Raw genomic sequence first — 22156 nt, forward strand, 5'->3', positions numbered from 1 at the left:
CATGTTGCTCAGGATCGATCCAGGCTCGGTTTGGCAAAGGCCGGTTGTCCTGCCATGCCTCCACCACCAGCTGCAGGCGCCCCGCCATGGTGATGGCTCTCCTGCGGTCCGAGACGCGCGTACTTGAACATCAGGTAAAGCTCCGCCGCAATGAAGGTGCTGTAAAGCAGCACGAAGCCAATGAGTGAAAAGATCATATACCCGACACTATGGCTTGAGGCCGATACGAAGGTGGGCAGCCAACCGTAAACGGTCCAGGGTTGACGGCCATTTTCCGCCGTGATCCAACCAAACTCACAAGCGATCCACGGCAAAGGCACGCTCCACAACGCAATCTTGAGGAACAAGGGGTGTTTCTCGATCTCATTCTTCAGGCTGTAGTAGGCAGCGAAGGCAAAAAGCACGAGCATGAAGACGCCAGCTGCCACCATCAGGCGGAAGGCCCAGAATTCCACCCAGACATTGGGAATGGTCGCCTTGGCAGTCTTGTCGAGCACGCTTGGCAGGTTGCTGGCGTTGACTTTGGCAAGATCCTGATCGGGGGCAAATTCCTTGGCGAGGAAGCCGTAGCCCATGTCCTTCTCGTACGCATTGAAAGTTGACAAGGCAGCCGTATCACTGTGGTTGGCATTGTAGGCCTTGAGGGCGATCATCGCTTTGATGCCATTCTCGATTCTGGGTTTGGCCTCTTGCTCGAGTTGGATGATGCCAGGAATGACCGTGTCCTCACTGTGAGTCAGTAGGGGAGTCAGCACATAGGGAATGCTGATTTCAAAAAGGTTCTTTTGATCGGTCCGGCTAGGCAAGGCAATCAGATTCCAAGAGGCAGAAACCGGGTGCGGGTCTGTCTGCCAGATGGCTTCCATGGCCGCTAATTTGGTCGGCTGGGAGTGGGCGTCGATATAGCCCAACGCGTCACCCAAGGTGATTACACCCACGGTAGAAATCACACCGAATATGCTTGCCAGCCGGAACGAGCGCAAGGCAATGTCACGCCGCTTCTTGGTGAGCAGGTAATAGGCGGAGACGGCCATGACGAACATCGCACCGGTCACGAAGCCGGCAATGGAGGTATGCACGAATTTCGCCTGGGCATCGGGGTTGAAGATCAGTCCCACGAAACTGGTGAACTGCATACGCATGGTGTTGGGGTCAAAGGTGCCACCCTGCGGGTCTTGCATGAACCCGTTGGCAATCAGGATCCACAGTGCCGAGAGGTTGGAACCCAGTGCCACGAGATAGGTGACCACCAAGTGCGCCTTGGCTGACATACGATCCCAGCCAAAGAACATGACACCGACAAAGGTGGACTCCATGAAAAAGGCCATGAGCCCTTCGATTGCCAGCGGTGTGCCAAAGATGTCACCCACGAAATGCGAGTACATGGACCAGTTGGTACCAAACTCGAACTCCATGGTCAGGCCGGTAGCGACACCGAGGGCGAAGTTGATGGCGAAGAGCTTGCCCCAGAATTGGGTCATCTCTTTATAGATTTGTTTGCCCGTCACCACATATACCGTTTCCATAGTGGCGAGAATGAAGGTGAGCCCCAGGGTGAGGGGCACAAAAAGAAAGTGGTATAAAGCCGTTAACGCAAACTGCAGGCGTGACAGCTCCACCACCGTCGGATTGATCAGCATATCCATGGACTACCTCCTACAAAGACGCCGGTACGTCCTGTCCCGGCACATAACGGTGCAGATCTTTTTCTGCCCGCACTTTTTCCACTTGCTTTGCGGCGGCTTTGTTTTGTAATAAACGACTATAACGATGCAGCAGGCCCGCTGAGTCTCCTCCGGAGCTCGACTGGCTGCGGCGCTGGTATTCCTCGATGCTGCTCAGGCGGCGGCCCTGGGTTTCGCGCCCTGGGTAGAGCAGGGTTTCCTCGGGAAAACGCTCGAGCAGGGCATGGATTCTGGCGAGTAGATTGCTGCGCGCCTTGCCCCGCAGTTTGGGGTGCAGACCTCGCACCAGCAGCGTTTCACCGGTAAACACGCGGTCGTTCCAGGCGTACATCAGCGCGCAGGAGGTGAGACCCGGGGTATGAAATACGCGCAGGGATTCTTCGCCAAAATACAGCACGTCTTCGTCGCGAATACGCATGTCGACGCAGATGGCATTGATGCTCTCGTGCGCGGCGAGTCTGGCGCCCCAGCGCTCGCGCAGGATCTGGGCAGCTTTCTCGTGACTGCTGTTCCAGTGGGTAACCAGCAGCAAGTGCAGTTGCAGTCCGCGACTGCGGAGAAAATCCTCGACGGCTGCCAAGTGCGTTTCGGCAACATCAATGACTACCGCCTCGCGGGTGATGGGGTCGCCTAGGACATAGGCGAGGGCACCCTCTTTCTCAGGGCAGATCTGGCGAAAAATCATGGGAGCCTCCCCACAGCAATTTCCTGTATATCAGCAAATGTCATGCCAATATCTTATTTTGTCGCTGTCGCTCGTAACTGCTGATAAACTTGGCTGTGCCGCGATGGAGAGATTGCTTGCGCTACGTGGACGGCAGGGAAACTGCCAAAATTGGCAGAAATGAGTTGGCAGTGCTGCTATAATTGACAGCGTGCTGACGACTAAGGGGGACGGCCAATGCTGAAACAATTGCGACCGGAGCTGACTTCGTTGCTCGATTGTTTTGCCTTGCCTGCGGTGCTTTTGGAGGCAGACCACACGGTACTCGCGGCAAATCAGGCGTATCGCAAGTAGTTTGGCGATGGAAAGCCTCTGCAGGGGCGCCAGTGTGACGAGATTCTGCGCAGCGTTGGTATGCCCTGTGGGGATGCTGGTAACGAGTGTCCGCTGGATCGCTGCCAACAAAACGCTAGTGTGCAGCACACGGTGCATATGCACGACGGACGTGCCTTGCAGATCGATTTGTTCCCCATTCGTAATGCCGACGGCAAGCCAGCCTATTTTCTGGAATTGCTCACCCCTCTGCCGGATCAGGATGCGCCACCCCTAGGCTTGGTGGGCCAAGGACAAGCGATGCAGCAACTCTCGCGCCTATTGCATCGTGCCGCCCCGAGCGAGGTGCCGGTGCTCTTGCTCGGTGAGTCGGGTACGGGTAAGGAACTTGCCGCCGGAATGATTCATCGCGCCAGCCAACGTGCACATGGTCCCTTTGTGGTGTTGGATTGCTCTGGTCTTTCGGAAACCCTGTTTGAGAGTGAGCTTTTTGGTTATGAGAAAGGGGCCTTTACTGGCGCCCATAGTCGCAAGATTGGCCTTGCCGAGGCGGCCAATGGTGGCACGCTCTTTCTTGATGAAGTTGGCGATATTCCGTTGCCCTTGCAGGTCAAGCTCCTGCGTTTATTGGAAACCGGGACGTTTCGGCGGGTTGGGGGTATCGAACCGATTCATTCTGAGTTTCGCCTGATTTCGGCCACGCACCGCGATTTGGAACGCATGGTGCGGGAGGAAACCTTCCGCCAGGATCTCTATTATCGCATCAGCGCCTTCCCCATCACCTTGCCGGCCCTGCGCGAGCGGCGCGAGGATATCCCACAGATTGCAGAGTTTCTCCTCCAACATCTGGGCTATCCGCGCTCGCGCCTAAGCCCCGAGGCATTGCAGCTTCTGCTGGAACATGATTACCCAGGGAATGTCCGTGAGCTGCGCAACATACTGAATCGTGCGGCGTTGTTGGCAGATGATGTGTTGATTCTGGCGGAGCATTTGCCGGGGAATTTGCGGCGGTCACCACATGCGCAGTCCGCTCCTACGGCAATGGATTTTTCCTCTCTGGTTCCCCTGGCAGAAATGGAAGAGCGCTACCTGCGCTGGGCGCGCGCGATGCACCCCGGAGATCGCCTTAGTCTGGCACGCTCTTTGGGGCTGAGCGAACGAACCCTCTATCGCAAACTGGAAAGCATCGGCAGCTCGCACGAAAAAGAGGATCTGCAACATGGCTGACTACGCCTTGCCCCAGGCAGATTGGGCACCCGGCTCATGGCAGCGCCCAACGGCACAAGCAGATGCGCCGGTGCTGTTGCTTCTGCATGGGCTTGGTGCCAGCCAGGAGGATATGCAGGACGTGGCGGAGTTTCTCGATTCGGAACAGAAATATCACCTGCTTACCCTCAATGCGCCACGGCGTGCCGTGACTTTGAATCGTGGCTATGTGATGCCCGCCTGGTATGATCTGTTGGGCCTCGGGCCCGATTCCGCTGAGGATGGCGCGGGTATGCAGGAAATCGCTGACGCTCTGCGCAGCGCCTTGGCCCCCGTTTTGGCAGGACGGGAGCTGATTCTGGGTGGGTTTTCCCAGGGGGCGGCTTTATCGTTGTACCTGCACTTGCATGCACATTTTGCCGCCCGTGCGCTGCTGATCTTCAGCGGCTATCTGCCGTTGCGCCACAGCACACCAGCAGCAAGGCAAGATACTGCCCCGATCTTTTGGGGCCACGGTACCCGCGATGACATCTTGCCCTTGTCCTACGCGCAGTGGGGAGAGGAGATCCTGCAGCGGCAGGGCTACCAGCTAGAGCGCCATGATTACCCGATGGCGCACAACATTGTTGCTGAAGAGATCGTAGCGGCGCGGGATTTTCTCGCATCCCACGTCGGGTAGCATGTGCGTCTAGTCTGCGAAAATGAACTCGCCGAGACCCCAGCGCGCGGCTAAGGTCTCGGTGGCGTTAAGCAACTCCTCGGCACGGGCGGGGTGATTGACCGGGGAGTTGGCAATGCGCCGTAGGATCTCCTCGCGGTCACTCCCTTGCGATAACAGATGGATCAGCTCGCCGGCATCACGACCCACAATCTCGCCACCCAGGAATTCGCCGCTGTCCATGTCGGCAAGGATGCGGGCAAAACCGCGGGTGTCGTCCTGCCCTAAGGCTCGCGGCGAGGTCTCGAAGGCGGCAAAGCCCACGGCCGGCTCAAAACCCTCATCTTCTGCCTCATTTTCATCCATGCCGATGCGCGCCAGTTCTACCGCCGAGTACACCAGTTCTGGCACCCATAGGGGCGCGCGCTCGCGCCTGTTGTCTGCAAGGATGTTGTCGATGACCAAAGTGGCATCCGCCAAGGCCTGGTTCGCGTTCATGTAGGGCCCGACCACATCGCCAATGGCATAGATGCCACTCTCTGCGGTTTCCAGGTGCTCGTCTGTCTGCACAAAACCCTGGTCGTCAGTAACAACGGCGGTATTCGCGAGCCCCAGAGCCTCCGTATGGGCTGCGCGCCCGGTAGCAAAGAGTACCCAGTCTGCGCTTTCCCGTTCGCCGTCGGCATTCGCGACCCAGGCTTGTTCGCCATCGACTCCAGAATTGGCCACGGCAAATTTGCGGCGCGGCTCGATCTGTAGTTCCGTCAGGGCATCCATCAGCGCGTCTTTCGCCTGCGGGGAGTAGCGCAGGTGGTGAAGGGGGGCGGAGTTGACCAGCCAGCGTACTTCCTTGCCCAACTGGGTAAAGATGTACGCGAACTCTGTACCAATCACGCCGCCGCCAACGATAATGACGCGATCGCCCTGCGGTACGCCGTCATCAAAGAGCATGTCGCTGTGCAGAATCTTGCCGCTTTGCAGATTTGCACCCTGGGGTAGGCGCGGCGTGGAGCCGGTCGCGATAACGCTATACTCGGTGTGGATGGTTTCCTCACCGGCCGGCGTCTGGATCATGATCTCGCGCGCGCTGCGGTAGCTGCCGACACCACTGTACATCTGCACACCAAGGCGCTTGAGATAATCGACATAGCTTTCACGTACGGTCTCGACGACTTTGTGTTGGTGTTGCCAGGCCTGCGCCATGTTGCCGCGCAGGGTTTCGCCAAGTATTCCGCGCCCGGCAAAGTGGCGGCTATTTTCGATCCACTTGGCAGTCTCGTGCCAGTCTTTCTTGGGCACGCAGCCGCGATTGAGGCAGGTGCCGCCCCAGACACCTTTTTCGATGATGGCGACTTTTTTGCCGCGCAGGGTGGCGAGTACGGACGCACGGTATCCACCCGGACCACTACCAATGATGACAATGTCGAATTCTTTCATAAAGCCCTCATGTCGTTATGCCCAGTGTACCCGTTTTTCCGAGCCAACTCAGCCATCGAGCAGAAGTGCAACGCAAACAAGGAGGTCGACAGTGATGATTGGCCTTCGGTATGATTTGCAAAATCTTTTGATGGGGGCGCAGGCATGGCAGAACATCTGATACTGGCGGCCGTGGATGGCTCACAAAATGCCTTGGTGGCGGCGGGGGTGGCGGCGCGTTTCGCGAGTCTGCTCTCTGGTCGTTTGGGGCTGGTGACGGTCTTGCAGGTGCCGCAGGTGCCTTTGGGCTTTGGCAGCGGACTATTCTCCGAGGGACTGCGGGATCGCCTCATGCAAGAGGCAAGGGCCGAGGCAGAAAAGACCCTGCAGGGGGTCGCAGAGCGTATCCATGAGGCCTGTGGCCTGCATCTGCCAGAGTATTTTATTGCCAGTGGTGTGCCTGAGGTCGAAATCCCCAAGATTGTCGCCGCTGATGCGCAGATCATCATGGTGGTAGTTGGCCGTCAGGGGTTTGGCACGGAGAGTAAGCCGCGCGGCTTACCACATGCCTTAGGCGATCTTGGGGCCAAACTCAGCCTGAGTTTGCGGGTGCCGGTACTTACGGTGCCTACGGATGCCTTGGAAGGACAGATCTGCGCCGGGGTCGCGCAACTCGGTGCTGAAGCGAAGCAAGAGGAGGCTTGAGCGTGGAAGTCTATTTGCCGATTGCCCACATGGACATCAACATTTTCATGATTGTGGGCTTTGGCTTGATCGTCGGATTCCTTTCCGGGCTCACGGGCGTGGGCGGGGGCTTTCTGATCACGCCGTTGCTGATTTTCGTTGGCGTCCCGCCACTAATTGCTGTGGGTACCGGCGCGGCGCAGATCGTTGGTGCTTCGTCCGTGGGCAGTTATGCGCACTGGCGCATGGGGAATGTCGACATGCGCATGGCCATCGTCCTCCTCGTTGGGAGCTGGACCGGTGGTCTGATTGGCGTGCACGTCGCGAAAATCCTGGAACAGAGTGGGCATTTTGGCCTGGTCGTTTCCTTCCTCTACGTTGGCCTTTTGGGCTTTATCGGCATTTCCATGCTCATCGAATCGCTAATGGCAGTGCGCGGCAAGAAGAAAAACAAGCCGGTGCAGGAGAAAAGATCCTCTTGGGTTGATCGACTGCCCTGGCAGATGAACTTTCCGGTCTCCGCTTTGCGCACTACCGTTTTGCTGCCCTTGGGCCTGGGCGTTGCCGTGGGTGTGCTTACCGCGCTGATGGGCGTGGGCGGCGGCTTTGTCATGGTCCCGATCATGCTCTATGTGCTCAAGATGCCTACCAAAGTGGTCATCGGTACCTCTTTGTTTCAGCTCCTGTTCACTACTGCCGAGGTGGGCATCCTGCAAGCCGGCATGAACCATGCGGTAGACCCTTATTTGGCCCTGGCACTGGTGGTGGGCTCTATTTTTGGTACGCAGTTTGGCGCCCGTTTGGGCGCGCGCATGCCGGGGGAGCAGTTGCGCTTGGTCCTGGCCTTGGTGGTAGTGGCGGTGGCAGTGAAGATGGGGCTGGGGCTGGTCATTCCCCCAGAGCATGCCTTCCAGGTATCGCAGGTGCTCTGATGCGAAAGAAATTGTTGCGTATTCTTCTGATGGTCTCATTTCTCGCAGTACCGATTTCCGTTCCCACGATTGCACAGGCGTCGGTGAAGGCGGCGAGCGTTTTGTTGGATACGGATACCGACAGAGTGGACGTTACCAGCCGCTTTCGTGGCCGCGATCTCCTCGTTTTTGGTGCCCTTTCTCACCCTGGACAAGTGATTGTGGTACTGCGCTCTCCAGATAGTGCAGTCGCTGTGACACGTAAGACGCAGATGGGCCCGATTTGGGTAACCGGAAAGAAGGTTACGGTAAGCCAGTTTCCGGGAGTGCTACAGATCGCTTCCTCCGCGCCTTTGGATAGCATTCTGCCCTCCGCAGAGCGAGATACCTTGGGACTCGATCCGCGGGGAATTTTGGAAAAGGCAAAATATGATCCAGAACCGCGCGAAGCAGACGCCTGGGTAAAAGCGGTTATTGCCGCCAAGGAGCGGCAAGGCGCCTACCAGATCAGCTCCACTGGTGTGCGAGTACAGGATGGACGCTTGTTTTCGGCCCATTTGCACCTGCCGGCGACGCTGCCCTTGGGTGCCTATGAGCTAGATGTCTATCTTGTTCACAAGGGCAAGGTATTGGCGCAAAGTGCGCAAAAGATTGAGGTGCAGCAGGTGGGTTTGGAAGAGTGGATCGCGAAGTCTGCGGACACTCAGCCCTGGCTATATGGCATTGTCCTGACCCTCATCCTCGCGACTCTGGGACTGGGGCTTGGCATTATCATGCAGCGGAAAAGCTGACCGATCCGAGCTGTCAGGGACATGAAAAAGGGGCCAGAAGGCCCCTTGTTGTTTGCTAGATCGCTGCTCAATGGCTCTCGTAGCCCGCCATGTGGGTGATGCGGTGACGGAAAACCCAAATCTGATAGGCGTTGTACATGATCATTACGGGCACAAAGCCGGTCATGAACAGGGTGAGGATGGCCAAGTCATTAGCGGGATTGCCGCCAGCGGTGATGGTCCAGGTTTGTGGGATGATATACGGGAAGTTGGTCGCCCACATGCCGCCCCACATCAATAGCACAATGGCGCCACACCAGAGCAGGGCCGGAAAGTCCCGATGCGCCGAGTGCGCAGCCATCATCTTGTAGGCGGCAATCAGGATGGCGACCAGCAGCACCAACCAGCCAAACCAACCGCTGCCTGTCCATTTACCGGCATCGGGCATGATCGCATAAGACCAGATTAAGGTGATCACAACCGCGGCCAAGGCAAGGAAGGAAAAGATCGTTGCCCAGGAGTGCGCCTTTTTGTAGATGGGATCATCCTGCTGGAACCGCGCACAAAGGTATAGCGTGCCAGCCAAGCCGCCAGCGATGAGCGCGCCAATACCGGTCCAGATACTGAATGCACTGATAAAGCTCAAGGCATTGCCGGAGAAGTGCGGGATGGTGTTGGCGAAGGGGTCAGCAGCACTGGTGATCCCTTGCGCATTTTCCTTGCTCATGGGAAAACCGAGCAGCGTGGCGCCAAGGGCGATGCCGGCGAAAAGTGCAGCAATCAGACTGCCGAGCCCGAACATCGTGCCCCAGAATTTTCTGGAACCCTTGGCATGTACATGGAACTCAAAGGCGACGGCACGGGAGATGATGCCCCAGAGCGCGAACATCAGCGGAATCATCAGGTAGTTGAAGGTAGCGCCGTAGACCAGGGGGAAGGCCCCGAAAATCACGCCACCGGCAACCACCAGCCAGGTTTCATTGGCGTCCCAGGTACCGGCCATGGATGCCATGACGGCAGCCCGTTCGTTTTCATCCTTGAGCAAGAGAGAAAACACACCGGCTCCCAGATCGGCGCCATCGAGTACAATGTAGATGACGAAAAAGAGTCCCAATAAAATCCACCAGAAGGTGCTCAGTGCACTGTGGATGCGTAGAATTTGATCAATATGATCCATTTTTGCTCCTCCACGGGGGCAAAAGCCCCCGATTGCTGTTGCTTAGCGGCTCTTGTCGAGACTGGGCTTGGCAAAACTCGCCTGCGCCATGCCTCCACCAGCGTTGTGGGTCGGCTCGCTGCCAACCACCGGGCTGCTGAGATCCGGGCCTTTCTTGACGATGCGCGAGAAGAAATACCAGGCACCGCCCCAGACCATGAACTCAAAGCCGATATAGCCGATAAACCAGATCGATTCGGCGGCTACGCCCATGTGGCTGACGCCCTGCCAGGTGCGCATCAGCCCATAGACTACCCAGGGTTGGCGGCCGATTTCACGGGTCCACCAACCGGTCCACACCGCCAGGTAGGGTAAGAAGCCACTGAATACTAGCAGGCGGAGGAAGGTGGGGTGACGACGCAGGTTTTCTGCCGTGAGCTGCCCACGCAGGCGCAGCCAATTTCCCCACAAGGCCATCAGGAAGAGCAAGAAGCCGATCGCGACCATGGCGCGGAAGGCGTAAAACGGCACCCAAACATCGGGTCGATCATGGGGCGCGAACTGATCCATTCCCGTTACTTTGCCGTTGAGGGTGTGGGTCTCCAACAGACTCAACACATAGGGGATGGTGATGGAAAAAACGTTGCCATCGTTTTTGCTGTTTGGAATGGCGATCACATGCCAGCCACTATTGACCTGTCCATTGGGCAGATAGGTGTGATAGTGCCCCTCCATCGCTGCTAGAGAGGTTGGTTGGTCGGCGGCAACTTCCCGTCCCAACTCGTCGCCAATGAAAATCTGTAACGGTGTAATGACGATCAAGGCGAGCAAGGTTGGCTTGAGCAGAGTGGTAAAAAGATCGGCATGGCGATTCTTCAAGATGAACCACGCGCTGACCGCGGCGAAGAAAAATAGCGACAGCTCCACGGTAGCAACCCACATATGCGGGAAACCGATATTGAAGTTGGGGTTGAAGATGGCATTCCACCAATTAGTGACCTGAAACAGGCCATCCTTCAAGACGATGCCGCGCGGCGATTGCATCCAGCCATTGGCGACTAGAATCCACATGGCAGAAAGGCTGGAGGAGAGGGCGACGTTGAAGGTGGAAAAAAGGTGCATGCCTTTGCCGATCTTGCCCCAGCCGAAGATCATCAGGCCGATAAACCCAGCCTCATACATAAAGGCGGTGATGGTCTCAAAGCCAAGGATGTTGCCGAAGAACGGACCGACGGCCTGAGAGAACGGCCCGTAGAGGATGCCAAAGGCCATCTCCATGGTGACGCCGGTGGCGACACCCGCACCAAAGTTGACGATGAAGAGTTTTTCAAAGAAGCGTTGCAAGCGGTACCACTTTTCGTTCCCCGAGCGCAGCCAGGCCACTTCCAAAAAGAAGAGCAGCCAGGACATGCCGATAGTCACCGGCGTCCACAGGATGTGCATGGACGTGATGAAGGCAAAGTCCAGGCGACTAAGCAGAATCGGGAGGGTGTTCTCGATAATCATGATGTTTCCCTCAATGATGAAAACGACTGTTTCGCGTATTGCGACAGTCAAGGGAGCATCTTCCATACCAGAGTATTTCACTAAAGTTTGTTATCAATATAATTATATAGTTATCGTTTTATATGAGTACGAGCCCCTCCCTTAGGCGGTTCATAACAACCGTTCTGTGTGGTTTATATGAACCTTTTCGGTTGAAAAGGCCCGGTCATCAGTTGGTTGGAGGGATGGGTCCAAGGCTAGGATGGAGCTGCACACTTTCCACGTGCCAGGCTGAGTGTTGCGCCGCCAACTGGGTGTTGAGTTGTACGCGAATTTCGTTGGCGAGGCGCGCTTGCGCGGTGGAATCCTGCGGCAGCGCAAGCAGATCGGGGAAGCGCAGGAAAAGGTTGCCAATGATTTCCTGCTCTGTAGGGCCATTTAGTGCGGGCGGCGACTGATCTTGCGGCCCTTGTAATTCGGCTATGGGGTGAATTTGTAGCGCCAGCAACTGGCCGTTGCGACGCACTGCCGACCCATAGCTGCCGAGCACTATATTGTGGACGATTGCTTGGGTGGGTGTTGGTTTGCTGACAGTAGGCGATACCTTGGGTGCTGGTTGTACCGTCAGGTACAAAAATGCTCCAACTACCGCTGCCGCGGCGACGATTCCAATCCCCCAACCACCTGCTTTTTTCTTCGCCATATTGCTGATTAGTTACCAGGAAGATCGCAATGTCGGCATCTTGTGCTCCAGCAAGGCTTCCAGTTTTTCGATGTCAGGCGTGTAAATATCTTGCAGGTATTGGCGTACGTTGGGTTCCACCTGCGGCTTTGCAGCGGATTTCAAAATCATGTTTTGATATAGCCACCATTGTAGATTTCTAGGTATGAGATGGTAACCGATCCAACGTGCAGCGGGACTCGCAGCACAGCGCCGGGCCCAGTTGTTTCTGGGAGCCTTGAAGCCATTGTGTATTTCGCTCAGGTCCAACTCCTGAAATGGCTTGGGATCAATATGGAGATGGGCAGCCACCTTTTTTAGGGTCAAACTGGGCTCCTGCACGAGATCATCGAATTGCAGAATCAATACTTGGTCCTTGCCAAAGATCTGCAGGTAACGCCGTACTTGCTCGTAATATAATCCCAGATCTACGTACATGTGGGAAATTCCCAAACCTTTTCTGCTTTGCGAAAAGTCGTTGTGGAGCAGATCTACGGAAAAGGATTGGTTGACTAACCCCTCGCGAAATTCCATCAGATAGTGAGAATGCGCGCGGCTGATGGGATCACGCAGAAGGATGATGATGCGTGCATGGGGAGCGACCGCGTGTATGCGCTCTGGGGCTTTGCGACACCAGAGGTTGGAAGTGCTAGCATCACCAACCGCAGTAAAAGTTCTGGAATTTCTGTAGAGGTTCAGGTAGGTATTTTCGTCGGTGATATGTTCGATTAGATGTCTATTCTTTGGCTGAATCCTGGCGAAATAGTGCGGTTCTTTGAACGCAGGCAAGAAGACATCAGGATGTTTCTGTAAGTGACGATACAAAGAGGTCGTTCCTCCTTTTACCGTGCCGGTAATGAAAAAGTTTGGCCAGATGGGTTTGCTGGCATTATTCATGCGGCAGGGGAACGATCAAGAACGCGCAACTCTCACTTCTCCGGTTTCATCTCTGGATGTAATAGTAGCACTGGCAGGCTGGTGTCGGCGAGGATGTCCTCGCTGGTGATCATTGCGGTGATGTCATCATAGTGCTGCGGCATCTCACCGCCTTTGCAGAGCAGGGCGATCTCCACGCCGCTGCGGCGGAATTCGGCGACTAGTTCGTAGAGTTGCACATCGCGGCGTAACAAGATCCAGTCGGTACTGGCGAGCTCCAGCAGTGGTGTTTCTGCGGACAAATTGCGTCGGGCGAGCAGCTCATGCACCCGATGGGAGGCGATGGCCGCTACGGGCTTACCATTGTGAATCAACAGAATATGGGGTAAGCGAGGATAACGACGCAGCAGGCGGTGTAAATCTTTGAGCAAACGATGGTCGTGCAGGCGCAGCAATGGGGTTTCGACCAGGCTACTGGCCGCGCGCATCAGATACAGATTACTGTGTCTCGCTTCGGGGATGTAGTGGCCGCGACGCAACAGCTTCAGCGTATAAATGCTGTCGCGGGTAACCATGCGGCGAATGCCAAAGGCAATGGAGGCCACCAAAATCAGGGGGACGATAATATGGTAGTCATTGGTCATCTCAAAAATCATGACCGCACCGGTAACCGCTGCACCCGTTGAGGAGGCCACCATACCCGCCATACCCAGCGCCGCACCGGTGGCGAGGTGCATTTGTAACTCGGGAAAGAGCCCATTCATCACCAGAATGAACGCCGCCCCGAGTAGTGCGCCCACGTACAGAGACGGCGAGAACACCCCGCCAGAACCCCCTGCAGCAAGCGTCGTGCTGAAGCTCAAAATTTTCAGCAATACCAGCAAAGCGAGAAAGCCGGGATTCAACAATACCCCATTGAGCACATCTTGCACGGTGGCGTAGCCCACACCCTCGACATAATAGTGACCGGTGACGACGAAAATCAGCCAAATGCCTACGCCGACGGCGCCCATGCCTACTATGGCGCGAAGATAGGCATTGGCGATCAGACCCTCGAAAAAATCCTCGGTCCAGTACAGCATGCGGGTAAAAAACAAGCCGACTCCGCCGACAATAATGCCGAGCAAGGCAAAAACCAGATAACTGCGGATATCCATATGCGCCGTTTGGGCAATGATATCGGGTGGGATGATGAAAGAGGGATAATTTCCGAGTATCAAGCGAGAGACCAGGGTGGCCGTGCCAGTGGCGATCATCACCGGCACCAGAGTACGCGCGCTGATCTCCACCAGCATCAGTTCGACAGCGAAAAGCACCCCGCCCACAGGCGTATTAAACGTAGCGGCGATACCGGCACCGGCGCCGGCGGCGATGAGTCCCAGGCGCTGCCATTCCGGCAAACGAATCCATTGCGCGAGGCTCGAACCAAAGGCAGCACCAATCTGGATGATGGGTCCCTCGCGCCCCACCGAGCCGCCACAACCAATGGTGATAGCCGACGCCAAGGCCTTGACGATGACCACCATCGGACGAATGACGCCAGCCTTATAATAGATGGCGTCCATGACCTCCGGGACACCGTGTCCTTTGGCCTCTGGGGCAAACTGACGCACCAGCCAAACAACGACCAGACCACCCATGATGGGGGCGAGGATGATGCCCGCCCCCCAGCGACTGGGAGCAGCGTGTTGTAGCGCGTTGAACACAAAACTGATCTGGCCGTAGAAAAAGAGATTGTGCATGAGGCCGATCAGCCGGCGAAAAACCACGGCCCCCAGGCCTGCCACCACGCCAACAAAAATGGCCAGCAAAAAATGAAAAAAAGGATTGCGCCGGACCTTGCGCCAACGGCTGCGGAGGGCTCCGGTATCGCTACTGCTCCCTTCGACGGAGGCCGGCATGGCAGGACTCATTGGCTCACTTATGCGCCTGCTGCTTGTAAAATGACTAGTGCCTGTTCTTCGACAAAAACCTTGCTATCTACCTTGCAGTAAATGGCCCCTTCATCGGCAAAGATGGCAACCTCTGCTACCCCAGGCAGAGCAAGAAGTTGCTGTTCTAATCCAGCGTTTTGCCGAGTAGGTAGAGTAAATATGCGGGTAGCGAGGTAGCGCGGACGCTGCATGCCTAGGGCGACGAGCAACCACAACACAAATATGCCGGTCACTACCCAAAAAATAACGCTGTAATTGCGGGATTCTGGAATATAGAGCAAACCACCGAGCAGACCACCACAAAACGCACCGAAAAATTCCGACGAGGTATAAACGCCGGTAGCGGTACCCTTGGCACCGGGATGACTGAACTTGGCAATCAAGGACGGTAGGCTCGCTTCCAATACATTGAAACCAACAAAGAAGAAAAAGAGGGCAATGGCTATCATGGTCAGGCTGTGATAGGAAACTGCCATCAACACGCCGGCAACGATCAACAGTACGATGGCCACTACAAAGATCTCTTTCAATTTGCGTTTGGCCTCGCCGATGGCAATCAACGGCACCATGAAAAGGAAGGAGAGCAACATGACCGGCAGGTACAGAGTCCATTGATCCGCCAGCGATAGCAGGGGATGGCGCGGATCGACCAGAACCAGGGGCAGCACGACAAAGATCGCCGTAAGGCCCGTATGCAACGAAAAAATACCAAAGTCCAGGCGCAGCAGATTGCCATCTCGCAGCACCGTGCGCAGCATGGCGGGATTTAGTTCAGCATCTCGATGAAATTTGGCCGGACTACTCGGAATGACCAGATACAACACGGCAATGGCCAAGAGTGCCAGCACGGCAGTCACCCAAAAGATCCCGGAAACCCCAATGAAATGGGCGAGGGGTGCGGAAAGTACCAGAGAGACACTGAAGCTGATCCCGATGGTGATACCAATGACCGCCATGGCCTTGGTCCAGCGCTCCTCCCGCACCAGGTCGGCGGTAAGGGCAATGATCGCGGCGGCCACCGCGCCCGCCCCCTGCAGCACACGGCCAATGAGCAAGCCATCGATGCTGGTGGCCAACGCCGCAACGACACTGCCTATGGCAAAGATGAGAAGGCCCATGGCAATGACCGGTTTGCGGCCGATATGATCGGAAAGCTTACCAAATGGGATCTGCAGGCATGCTTGGGTGAGGCCGTAGGCACCCAGGGCAATACCGATCAGGGCGGGATGCATCGCCGCCCCGCGCAGGCCGTGGGCGTAGACCGAGAACACCGGAAGAACCAGGAACAATCCCAGGAGCCGGAGTCCAAATATTCCGGCTAAAGAAAAGACGGCACGCTTTTCACGGCGGTCGAGGGCAGCGTTTGCGGACACGAAAACTCTCCTGACAACAGACTTAGGAATTATGCTTACTTTAAAGACCATATACTGAAAGCGAGCACCGCTTCAGTAAAATCGATTTAATCGAATAATATATTATTGAAAATGATAACATCACGGGGTATAACCCCTGTCTGAGCGTGACATCACTGTGGAGGGCGGCCTGTGGCCCTGGATGCTGAGCAGCTATTGACCTTTTTGGTGCTTGCCGAAACCGGCAGCGTCAGCGAGACCGCACGCCGCTCACACCGTGGGCAGCCCGCCATATCGGAGCGTTTGCGCAAGCTCAACGAAAGTGTCGGCGAGCCCCTGTATGTTCATGAAAACGGAAAGTTACGCTTAACAGAAATGGGGCTGGCATTGTTGCCAGAGATTCAACGCTTGCGCACAAATATGCAGGTGTTGGAGGACTTTGTCAGAAAAAAACAAAATCTGGAGTTGGGTACCCTACGCTTAGCATCGACAAGTTTGATCGTTAATTATCACTTACCCCACATCCTCCACCAGTTCCGACAAAAATATCCCCACATCAATTTACTGATCCATAGTGGGGAGCGGTATTGGCAAGGCTTGTTGGCCGAGAAAGTCGATGGCATTTTTTTTGAAAACGGCGCAGAAGCTCCTCAGCTACCCACATCCTACGAGGTATACTTGTGGCGTAACGACGACATTTTGGCGGTGCTCCCTTTGGACCACCCCTTGTCTCATCAACCCGTTATCTCCCTGGAACAGTTGCGTGATTATCCACTCGTATGGCGAGAGCCTTCCTCTGGCACAAGGCGGATACTGGAAAAGGCGTTATTGGCCAAAGATATTCAACCGGCACATTTCATTGAGGTGGTCGATGTCGAGTCGGTTGGTGCGCTGGTGGAAGCCGGTTTGGGTATTGGCTTTATGCCCCGCAGCGTCATTGATCGGCGGCAGGATTGGCGTTTACAAAAAATGCCCTTGGCTGCGAACCTGGTTTTGGAAACCTACCTCGCTGTGCCGCCCGATGGCCAGCGATCGCGCGTTCTGCGTGCATTTCTAGATCTATTACAAATCTCCACAAAACAGCAAGAAGCTATACCGCGGATGGCCTAGCAGCCTGCGGAAAATTGCTGCGCAATGCACGTCACACCGGGCAGCGTCCCGTATACATCTCCTCAGCGCGATTCTGCACCAGGAAGGCATCGTCGTCGGCCTGCATGCGGTCGCCGAGAAAAGCGCGGACACTGGTCCATCGAAAACCGTCTCCACTGGGTCCGAGATGTGATCTACGATGAGGACCGTTCCTGCATCCGCACCGGTGCCGGCCCACAGGTCATGGCCTCTTTACGCAACCTGGCGATTTCTCTCCAACGCCTGACCGGTGCAAAGGGTATCCCCGCTGCACAACGGTATTGCGCCAGCCTGCAGCATCGCATCCTCCGCTTCCTCGGTATCAGCGACGATCAGGGGGCAGGACTTTGACGGGGACCTGAACGTCTTTTGCTTTCACTTTCTTTCGCCTATGCTCCCCATAGTCCATTCATGCCAGCACGAGGCATGCCCATGAGCACCGCCAGACAGATTGATCAACATCTACCGGAATTGTATGAACGGGATTACTTTGCCTGGACGCAACAGCAGGCAACAATACTTCGTTCTGGGCAAATCTCAGGCGTGGACGTCCTACACTTGGCCGAGGAGATAGAGGACTTGGGACGCAGTGAAAAATGCGCTCTTGCGAGCCGCATGGTTGTACTCTTGGCACACCTCCTGAAATGGCAATACCAACTAGCGTTAAGAAGCAAAAGCTGGCAGCGCACCATTACGACACAACGCAAGGATGTGAAATACGAACTGGCGGGATCTCCCAGCCTGAAGCATTCATTCAATGATCCAGAGTGGCTAGACATTGTATGGTCCAAGGCGACCATTCTGGCATCAGAGGAAACCGGCATAGACCTCGTTGTGTTCCCTGAGGACTTACCGTGGGACGTCGCCGATGTAGTGTGGGAAGGCTGGATGCCCGAATGAACAGCCTCACCATAATGTCTCAAAACAGCGCCCGACCGGCAGGCCATGAACCCGGGGGGGATCAGGCCTTCTGCCCAGGCTAGGTCAGCAGCCATGAGACACAAGGACGCAAAAGGTCTTGATGGTTATACCCCCACCCTCATGCCGTTCGCATGGCCGCGCTCTCTGCTCATAGCGCGGCGTTTTCCAGGAGTGCATTCGGTGTCAAATGTGATACCATCAACGAATGATTATTGTCGTGGACACCAATGTGTTCGTTGGCGCTTGCTTGGGTAGCAAGGCATCCAGCGGGGTTATCGCTTCCTGTTTGCACCGACGATGCTCCCCTTTGATGGGGACGGCTTTGTTGATGGAATACGAGGACATTCTCGGGCGAGACGAGATTTTCGTGAGATCGCCCCTGAGTAGGGCAGAACGGGAAGATCTGCTTGATATTTTTCTTTCCACCTGCCAGTGGACCCGCATCTACTTCGGTTGGCGGCCCAACCTGCCGGACGAGGGCGGCAATCACCTGGTAGAACTTGCCGTAGCAGGTGGAGCCACCAGGATTGTCACGCACAACCTGCGTGACTTACAGGGCAAAGGGTTAAGGTTTTCCGGTCTGGAAGCAGTGAACCCAGATCAGTTCTTGCAGGAGATGACACCATGAGCGCATTGACCGTTCGGCTACCGGATGACAAACATCGCCGCCTGAAGGAACTTTCCAGGCAGCGCAAAGTAAGCGTGAGTCGCCTTATCGACGAAATGACCACCCTCATGCTGGCGGATTTCGATGCAGAAACCCGATTCCAGTTGAGGGCGGCTCGTGGGCAGGGAAAGACTTCTCGCGGGCTTGAGCTATTAGGTAAGGCCGAGGATGGGGCGCGGAACAGCCAGCAGTTCCGGGGCGGAGCGGAATGATGTAAAACCCCTGTCCGAATCTCGCCCCCCGTTCAGAAGGCACTTTGCCTATTTTCGGACAGGGGCCGGAGTAGGTGTCCGAAAGGGACCCCCAATTGCTGGTGTTGCATGTATGAACATCTCCGGCTTTGCACTTCAAAAGTGAAGCCGTCAAGCTTTAATCACTTTCAACACGGCGCATTTCGCGGTAGCTGCGCCGCGCTTCAACCTTCCTCTATGGCTACCCAAACAACTTTTGATGGAGGTCCGCCAATGAACAAGGCCGCCTATGCCCTTAAACTGCCACAGTCGCTTAAGACGGCTGCGCAACGTCTTGCACGCGAGGATGGCGTATCGCTCAACCAGTGGATCACTGTAGCACTAGCTGAAAAGGTCGGCGCAGTGGAAACCGCTGCCGACTTCTTCAGGCAGAGAGCCAGCAGAGCAAATCCTGCCGACTTTCAGGAAATCCTAGACAAGGTAGGGAAGAAACCACCGCTCCCTGGCGACGAGATGCCGGGTGGATAATGGATTCCTGTTAAAGCCTGTCCGGCAAACGAACCTTTGCCAGACATACCCAAACCTGTCCGATAACCGCCGTTTTTATGGGTTTTCGGACTTTTTGATAAACGGCAGGGATGACGGACACGTACTGGAGGGCTATATGAAGGTACGCTACGATCCGGAAGCCGATGCCCTGACCATCTGCATCAGAGACCAAAAGGTCATGGAGAGCGAAGAGATACGTCCTGGGGTCATCCTGGACTATGACCAGGAGGGGAATGTGGTCGGGATCGAGATATTGCAGGCATCGAAGACCGGTGCCACACCACAGTCCATTGAGTATGCTTACGGGTGAACGCCGGGGCGCTCCCGGCCAATGTCACATAATGCCGGATTATGGTAAGTGGGAAGGCGACACACCGCGCGCACGGCCAGATCTGGGCCCGTACCAACATCAATCTCTCTCCCTAGAGCGAACCCCTCGGTCACGAAAGAAAGATACTAAGCCACCAATAAAAAATACCACTGGTATTAGATATTGAAATACCTCAGTAAAAATTACTCCCACAAATACAAATCCGTTGGCGAAGCCATGCTGAATAGCGTTTTTGAGATTTGCTTGTGGGCTAATTGAATGTGAAGGCTGCACCATTGTGTTGGCTGAACTAGTCTTTGCAAGCAGGTGAATGTGCCACATGTGGAATCCCACATAGGATACAAGAAGTAAGACCAAATCCAGCCACCATGGTATCCGACTGGCCAAGGTCAACAAGTCACCAATGGTGGAAGACCTGGATGAGCGATAACGTGGTTGTGGCATCATGTGACGGTTCCTCTTCAAGTGGGTAACCGGAAGCCGCGCCATACCAGGATGCAGCATCCATCCTGCTTAGAGTATACCCCAACCGGATGTCAGGCACCCCCCAGGAATCGCGTCAGATTAGACTCGAATCTGGGGTTTATTGACACCCTGCCACAGGTCAAAAGTCTTTCCGGACACTTTTGGGATTTGTGCGGTAAACAGCGGGGAATGAGCTCGGCAACCTAGCCAGCTCGCCGGCGTCACGACACTGGCAGCGCCGTGGGGAAACTCTTCTCTGCCCTGTGCCGTCACTGCATGAGCTCCCACGGATTGATGACGTTAAGGCCGGCCGCTGGGAACGGCGCAACGTCGCGCGTGGCGACGGTGAAGCCGCGAGCGTTCGCAGTAGCGGCGATGTAGCCGTCTGGCGTGGGGAAAACCTTGCCGGCGGCACGGGCGATAACGGCCAGCTCGGCGTAGTGCCGGGCTGCGGCCGTGCGTTGCTGCGCGCACACGAAGCGCGCGATGCACCTCGTCTGGCAGATTTCTAACGGTAACCGCTGCCATGCTGTCACCATACAATTTGAGATATCAACGAAATCAATCTAATGACTATGATGTCATTAAGCAATAGTCCGACAAACCCAAATTCCTATATGGATGCCTCCATGTGAGCAAGATGATTTTGATATCTGGCATATTGAGGTCGGGTTGCAGTCTTATATCCGGCCTTTGATGCAGGATGGTAAGCCTGCTGGCCCTGATGGAATCCGCTGGAAGAGCCCTCATCTGCGATACGTCCTCGAAGGACAGGAATTAGTCAGGATGTCTCTTTCCACGGTCTGACCTGTTTTGCCATCAATCGTCTATCAGCCTGCGCAACTCCTTTTGTTGAACTTCAACAATTCTGTAACTGCGACTACGCTACCGCTTTTGTCGCTGGGTAATGCGCGTCGTATTTCCTCTCTCTCGCCAGCAGTGCCCAGATGGTTCGGGCCATCTTGTTGGCCTGTGCCACCACCGCCACATTGTGTGGCCGTCGGCTGAGGAGTTTATCGATCCAGGGGTTCCGGTTCTTGATCTGGAAGTTCACGACAACCCTGGCTCCGTGGATCAGCAGGGTTCGCAGATAGGTGTCCCCCCGCTTACTGATACCCAACAATCGGACCTTGCCCCCGGTTCCACGCTGGCGAGGGACCAAGCCCAGAAACGCGGCAAACTCCCGTCCTGAATGGAAGGTCTTCATATCCCCCACGGTGGCGATGAGGGCGGTTGCCGTCAGCAACCCCACGCCGGGAATCGTCATTAATCGTGTCACGGCCTCCTGGTCTTTTTTCCATAGCATCAGACGCTTTTCGATCTCCGCAATATCCTGGTCCATCTCTTCAAGGCGGTTCAATTGCCGACGCATCGTCTCCAGCATCATCGGCGATACCGCCCCGTCCAGATCGGCCAAAGCCTCTGGAACCTCTTTCAGCCCCCGTTGGCGGCCTTGCGGTAAATCAGCACCGAATTCGTACAGTAAGCCGCGGATCTGGTTCACCTGCATCGTTCGGATCTTGATCAACTGTGATCGTATGCGATGCAGTGTCAAGACCGACTGCTGCTCCTCCGTTTTGACCGCCACGAAACGCATGCCCGGACGCTGTACGGCCTCCCAGATGGCCGCAGCATCGGCAGCGTCGTTTTTGTTGGTCTTCACGAAGGGGCGTACGAACTGAGGGGCCATCAAGCGCACCTCGTGGCCGAGTTTGCGCAGTTCGCGTGCCCAGTAATGGGACGTACCGCAGGCCTCCATGGCAATGACGCCAGGTTGCCGATTGACGAAGAACTCCAGGAGCATCTGGCGCTTCACCGGCTTGCGGTGGATCTCACCCGTCTCCATGTCTACCCAATGCAACTGCATCACCCGCTTTGCCAAATCCAGCCCATAAATAGTAGTCTGCATATCGAGTCCTCCTTGACCCTTTTGTGGATGAATTTCCACCTTGGCACCTGGATGCCGTTCGGTGCAAGCGAGGACTCCCTCTCCTGGATCTCCCCGCTGCCCGTCCTGTAGGGGGAGGCATCCATGCCATCTGCGATTGTCCTC

At 55.8% G+C, this 22156-nt stretch carries 22 protein-coding genes and 1 pseudogene; 13 read left to right on the forward strand and 10 right to left on the reverse strand.

Annotation, left to right across the window (positions count from 1 at the left end; all coding sequences use genetic code 11):
- Positions 1 to 8: 8 nt before the first annotated feature.
- Positions 9 to 1646 carry a cytochrome ubiquinol oxidase subunit I gene (locus AB4090_RS04160; RefSeq protein ID WP_369572601.1) on the reverse strand — a complete coding sequence of 546 codons (1638 nt, stop codon included), beginning with the start codon at positions 1644 to 1646 and terminating at the stop codon, positions 9 to 11.
- Positions 1647 to 1656: 10 nt separating this feature from the next.
- Positions 1657 to 2370 (reverse strand): MBL fold metallo-hydrolase, encoded by a 714-nt coding sequence (locus AB4090_RS04165; protein WP_369572602.1) that lies wholly within the window; start codon positions 2368 to 2370, stop codon positions 1657 to 1659.
- Positions 2371 to 2763: 393 nt separating this feature from the next.
- Here AB4090_RS04165 and AB4090_RS04170 point away from each other — a divergent pair, with 393 nt between their 5' ends.
- Together AB4090_RS04170 and AB4090_RS04175 are read left to right on the forward strand one after the other, a co-directional pair.
- Positions 2764 to 3909 (forward strand): sigma-54 interaction domain-containing protein, encoded by a 1146-nt coding sequence (locus tag AB4090_RS04170; RefSeq protein ID WP_369572603.1) that lies wholly within the window; start codon positions 2764 to 2766, stop codon positions 3907 to 3909.
- Positions 3902 to 4567, forward strand: a complete 666-nt coding sequence (locus tag AB4090_RS04175; RefSeq protein ID WP_369572604.1) for an alpha/beta hydrolase — start codon at positions 3902 to 3904, stop codon at positions 4565 to 4567. The genes AB4090_RS04170 and AB4090_RS04175 overlap by 8 nt, the downstream gene beginning before the upstream one ends.
- Before the next feature lie 9 nt (positions 4568 to 4576).
- Here the strand turns inward: AB4090_RS04175 and AB4090_RS04180 are convergent, their stop codons facing one another.
- On the reverse strand, positions 4577 to 5983 hold the full coding sequence (locus AB4090_RS04180) for an NAD(P)/FAD-dependent oxidoreductase (protein ID WP_369572605.1): 1407 nt from the start codon (positions 5981 to 5983) through the stop codon (positions 4577 to 4579).
- A gap of 144 nt (positions 5984 to 6127) precedes the next feature.
- Between AB4090_RS04180 and AB4090_RS04185 the strand changes: the two genes are divergently transcribed.
- From AB4090_RS04185 to AB4090_RS04195, 3 genes are read left to right on the forward strand one after another with little or no spacing between them, the layout of a single operon-like run.
- Positions 6128 to 6667 (forward strand): universal stress protein, encoded by a 540-nt coding sequence (locus AB4090_RS04185; RefSeq protein WP_369572606.1) that lies wholly within the window; start codon positions 6128 to 6130, stop codon positions 6665 to 6667.
- A 2-nt stretch (positions 6668 to 6669) separates the two neighbouring features.
- Entirely contained in the window at positions 6670 to 7578 is a 909-nt protein-coding gene (locus AB4090_RS04190) for a sulfite exporter TauE/SafE family protein (RefSeq protein WP_369572607.1), read from the forward strand.
- Positions 7578 to 8348 carry a TIGR02186 family protein gene (locus AB4090_RS04195; protein WP_369572608.1) on the forward strand — a complete coding sequence of 257 codons (771 nt, stop codon included), beginning with the start codon at positions 7578 to 7580 and terminating at the stop codon, positions 8346 to 8348. The genes AB4090_RS04190 and AB4090_RS04195 overlap by 1 nt, the downstream gene beginning before the upstream one ends.
- A 67-nt stretch (positions 8349 to 8415) precedes the next feature.
- On the opposite strand, the gene AB4090_RS04200 is transcribed toward AB4090_RS04195, so the two are convergent.
- The 6 genes from AB4090_RS04200 to AB4090_RS04225 all read right to left on the reverse strand — a co-directional run bounded on the left by AB4090_RS04200 (position 8416) and on the right by AB4090_RS04225 (position 15872).
- Positions 8416 to 9504: a cytochrome d ubiquinol oxidase subunit II gene (locus tag AB4090_RS04200; RefSeq protein ID WP_369572609.1), complete on the reverse strand. Its 1089-nt coding sequence runs from the start codon at positions 9502 to 9504 to the stop codon at positions 8416 to 8418.
- Between the two features lie 42 nt (positions 9505 to 9546).
- Positions 9547 to 10989: a cytochrome ubiquinol oxidase subunit I gene (locus AB4090_RS04205; protein ID WP_369572610.1), complete on the reverse strand. Its 1443-nt coding sequence runs from the start codon at positions 10987 to 10989 to the stop codon at positions 9547 to 9549.
- A gap of 208 nt (positions 10990 to 11197) precedes the next feature.
- Positions 11198 to 11671, reverse strand: a complete 474-nt coding sequence (locus tag AB4090_RS04210) for a hypothetical protein (RefSeq protein ID WP_369572611.1) — start codon at positions 11669 to 11671, stop codon at positions 11198 to 11200.
- A gap of 12 nt (positions 11672 to 11683) precedes the next feature.
- Positions 11684 to 12586 carry a sulfotransferase gene (locus AB4090_RS04215; RefSeq protein WP_369572612.1) on the reverse strand — a complete coding sequence of 301 codons (903 nt, stop codon included), beginning with the start codon at positions 12584 to 12586 and terminating at the stop codon, positions 11684 to 11686.
- Positions 12587 to 12618: 32 nt separating this feature from the next.
- Positions 12619 to 14466 carry a chloride channel protein gene (locus AB4090_RS04220; RefSeq protein WP_369572613.1) on the reverse strand — a complete coding sequence of 616 codons (1848 nt, stop codon included), beginning with the start codon at positions 14464 to 14466 and terminating at the stop codon, positions 12619 to 12621.
- Positions 14467 to 14486: 20 nt separating this feature from the next.
- The gene (locus tag AB4090_RS04225; protein ID WP_369572614.1) at positions 14487 to 15872 is read right to left on the reverse strand and encodes an MFS transporter; all 1386 of its coding nucleotides are present in this window, start codon (positions 15870 to 15872) and stop codon (positions 14487 to 14489) included.
- A gap of 171 nt (positions 15873 to 16043) precedes the next feature.
- On the opposite strand from AB4090_RS04225, the gene AB4090_RS04230 reads away from it, so the two are divergent.
- From AB4090_RS04230 to AB4090_RS04265, 8 genes and pseudogenes are all read left to right on the forward strand, one after another.
- Positions 16044 to 16961 carry a LysR substrate-binding domain-containing protein gene (locus AB4090_RS04230; RefSeq protein WP_369572615.1) on the forward strand — a complete coding sequence of 306 codons (918 nt, stop codon included), beginning with the start codon at positions 16044 to 16046 and terminating at the stop codon, positions 16959 to 16961.
- A 138-nt stretch (positions 16962 to 17099) separates the two neighbouring features.
- A pseudogene (locus AB4090_RS04235) lies at positions 17100 to 17219 on the forward strand (ISAs1 family transposase); the annotation flags it as partial.
- 192 nt (positions 17220 to 17411) lie between these two features.
- Entirely contained in the window at positions 17412 to 17879 is a 468-nt protein-coding gene (locus AB4090_RS04240) for a DUF29 domain-containing protein (protein ID WP_369572616.1), read from the forward strand.
- 226 nt (positions 17880 to 18105) lie between these two features.
- The gene (locus AB4090_RS04245; RefSeq protein ID WP_369572617.1) at positions 18106 to 18528 is read left to right on the forward strand and encodes a putative toxin-antitoxin system toxin component, PIN family; all 423 of its coding nucleotides are present in this window, start codon (positions 18106 to 18108) and stop codon (positions 18526 to 18528) included.
- Positions 18525 to 18779: a ribbon-helix-helix domain-containing protein gene (locus AB4090_RS04250; RefSeq protein WP_369572618.1), complete on the forward strand. Its 255-nt coding sequence runs from the start codon at positions 18525 to 18527 to the stop codon at positions 18777 to 18779. Before AB4090_RS04245 ends, AB4090_RS04250 begins: the two co-directional genes overlap by 4 nt.
- Positions 18780 to 19031: 252 nt before the next feature.
- Positions 19032 to 19286: a toxin-antitoxin system HicB family antitoxin gene (locus AB4090_RS04255; RefSeq protein WP_369572619.1), complete on the forward strand. Its 255-nt coding sequence runs from the start codon at positions 19032 to 19034 to the stop codon at positions 19284 to 19286.
- A 136-nt stretch (positions 19287 to 19422) separates the two neighbouring features.
- On the forward strand, positions 19423 to 19617 hold the full coding sequence (locus AB4090_RS04260; RefSeq protein ID WP_369572620.1) for a DUF2283 domain-containing protein: 195 nt from the start codon (positions 19423 to 19425) through the stop codon (positions 19615 to 19617).
- Between the two features lie 749 nt (positions 19618 to 20366).
- Entirely contained in the window at positions 20367 to 20615 is a 249-nt protein-coding gene (locus AB4090_RS04265) for a hypothetical protein (RefSeq protein WP_369572621.1), read from the forward strand.
- A 368-nt stretch (positions 20616 to 20983) separates the two neighbouring features.
- Here AB4090_RS04265 and AB4090_RS04270 read toward each other — a convergent pair whose 3' ends face one another.
- Complete coding sequence (locus AB4090_RS04270) at positions 20984 to 22012, reverse strand: IS110 family transposase (protein WP_369572622.1); 1029 nt, start codon at positions 22010 to 22012, stop codon at positions 20984 to 20986.
- Between the last annotated feature and the right edge of the window lie 144 nt (positions 22013 to 22156).

The organism is Acidithiobacillus sp. IBUN Pt1247-S3 (assembly GCF_041146875.1).
Lineage (GTDB): Bacteria > Pseudomonadota > Gammaproteobacteria > Acidithiobacillales > Acidithiobacillaceae > Igneacidithiobacillus.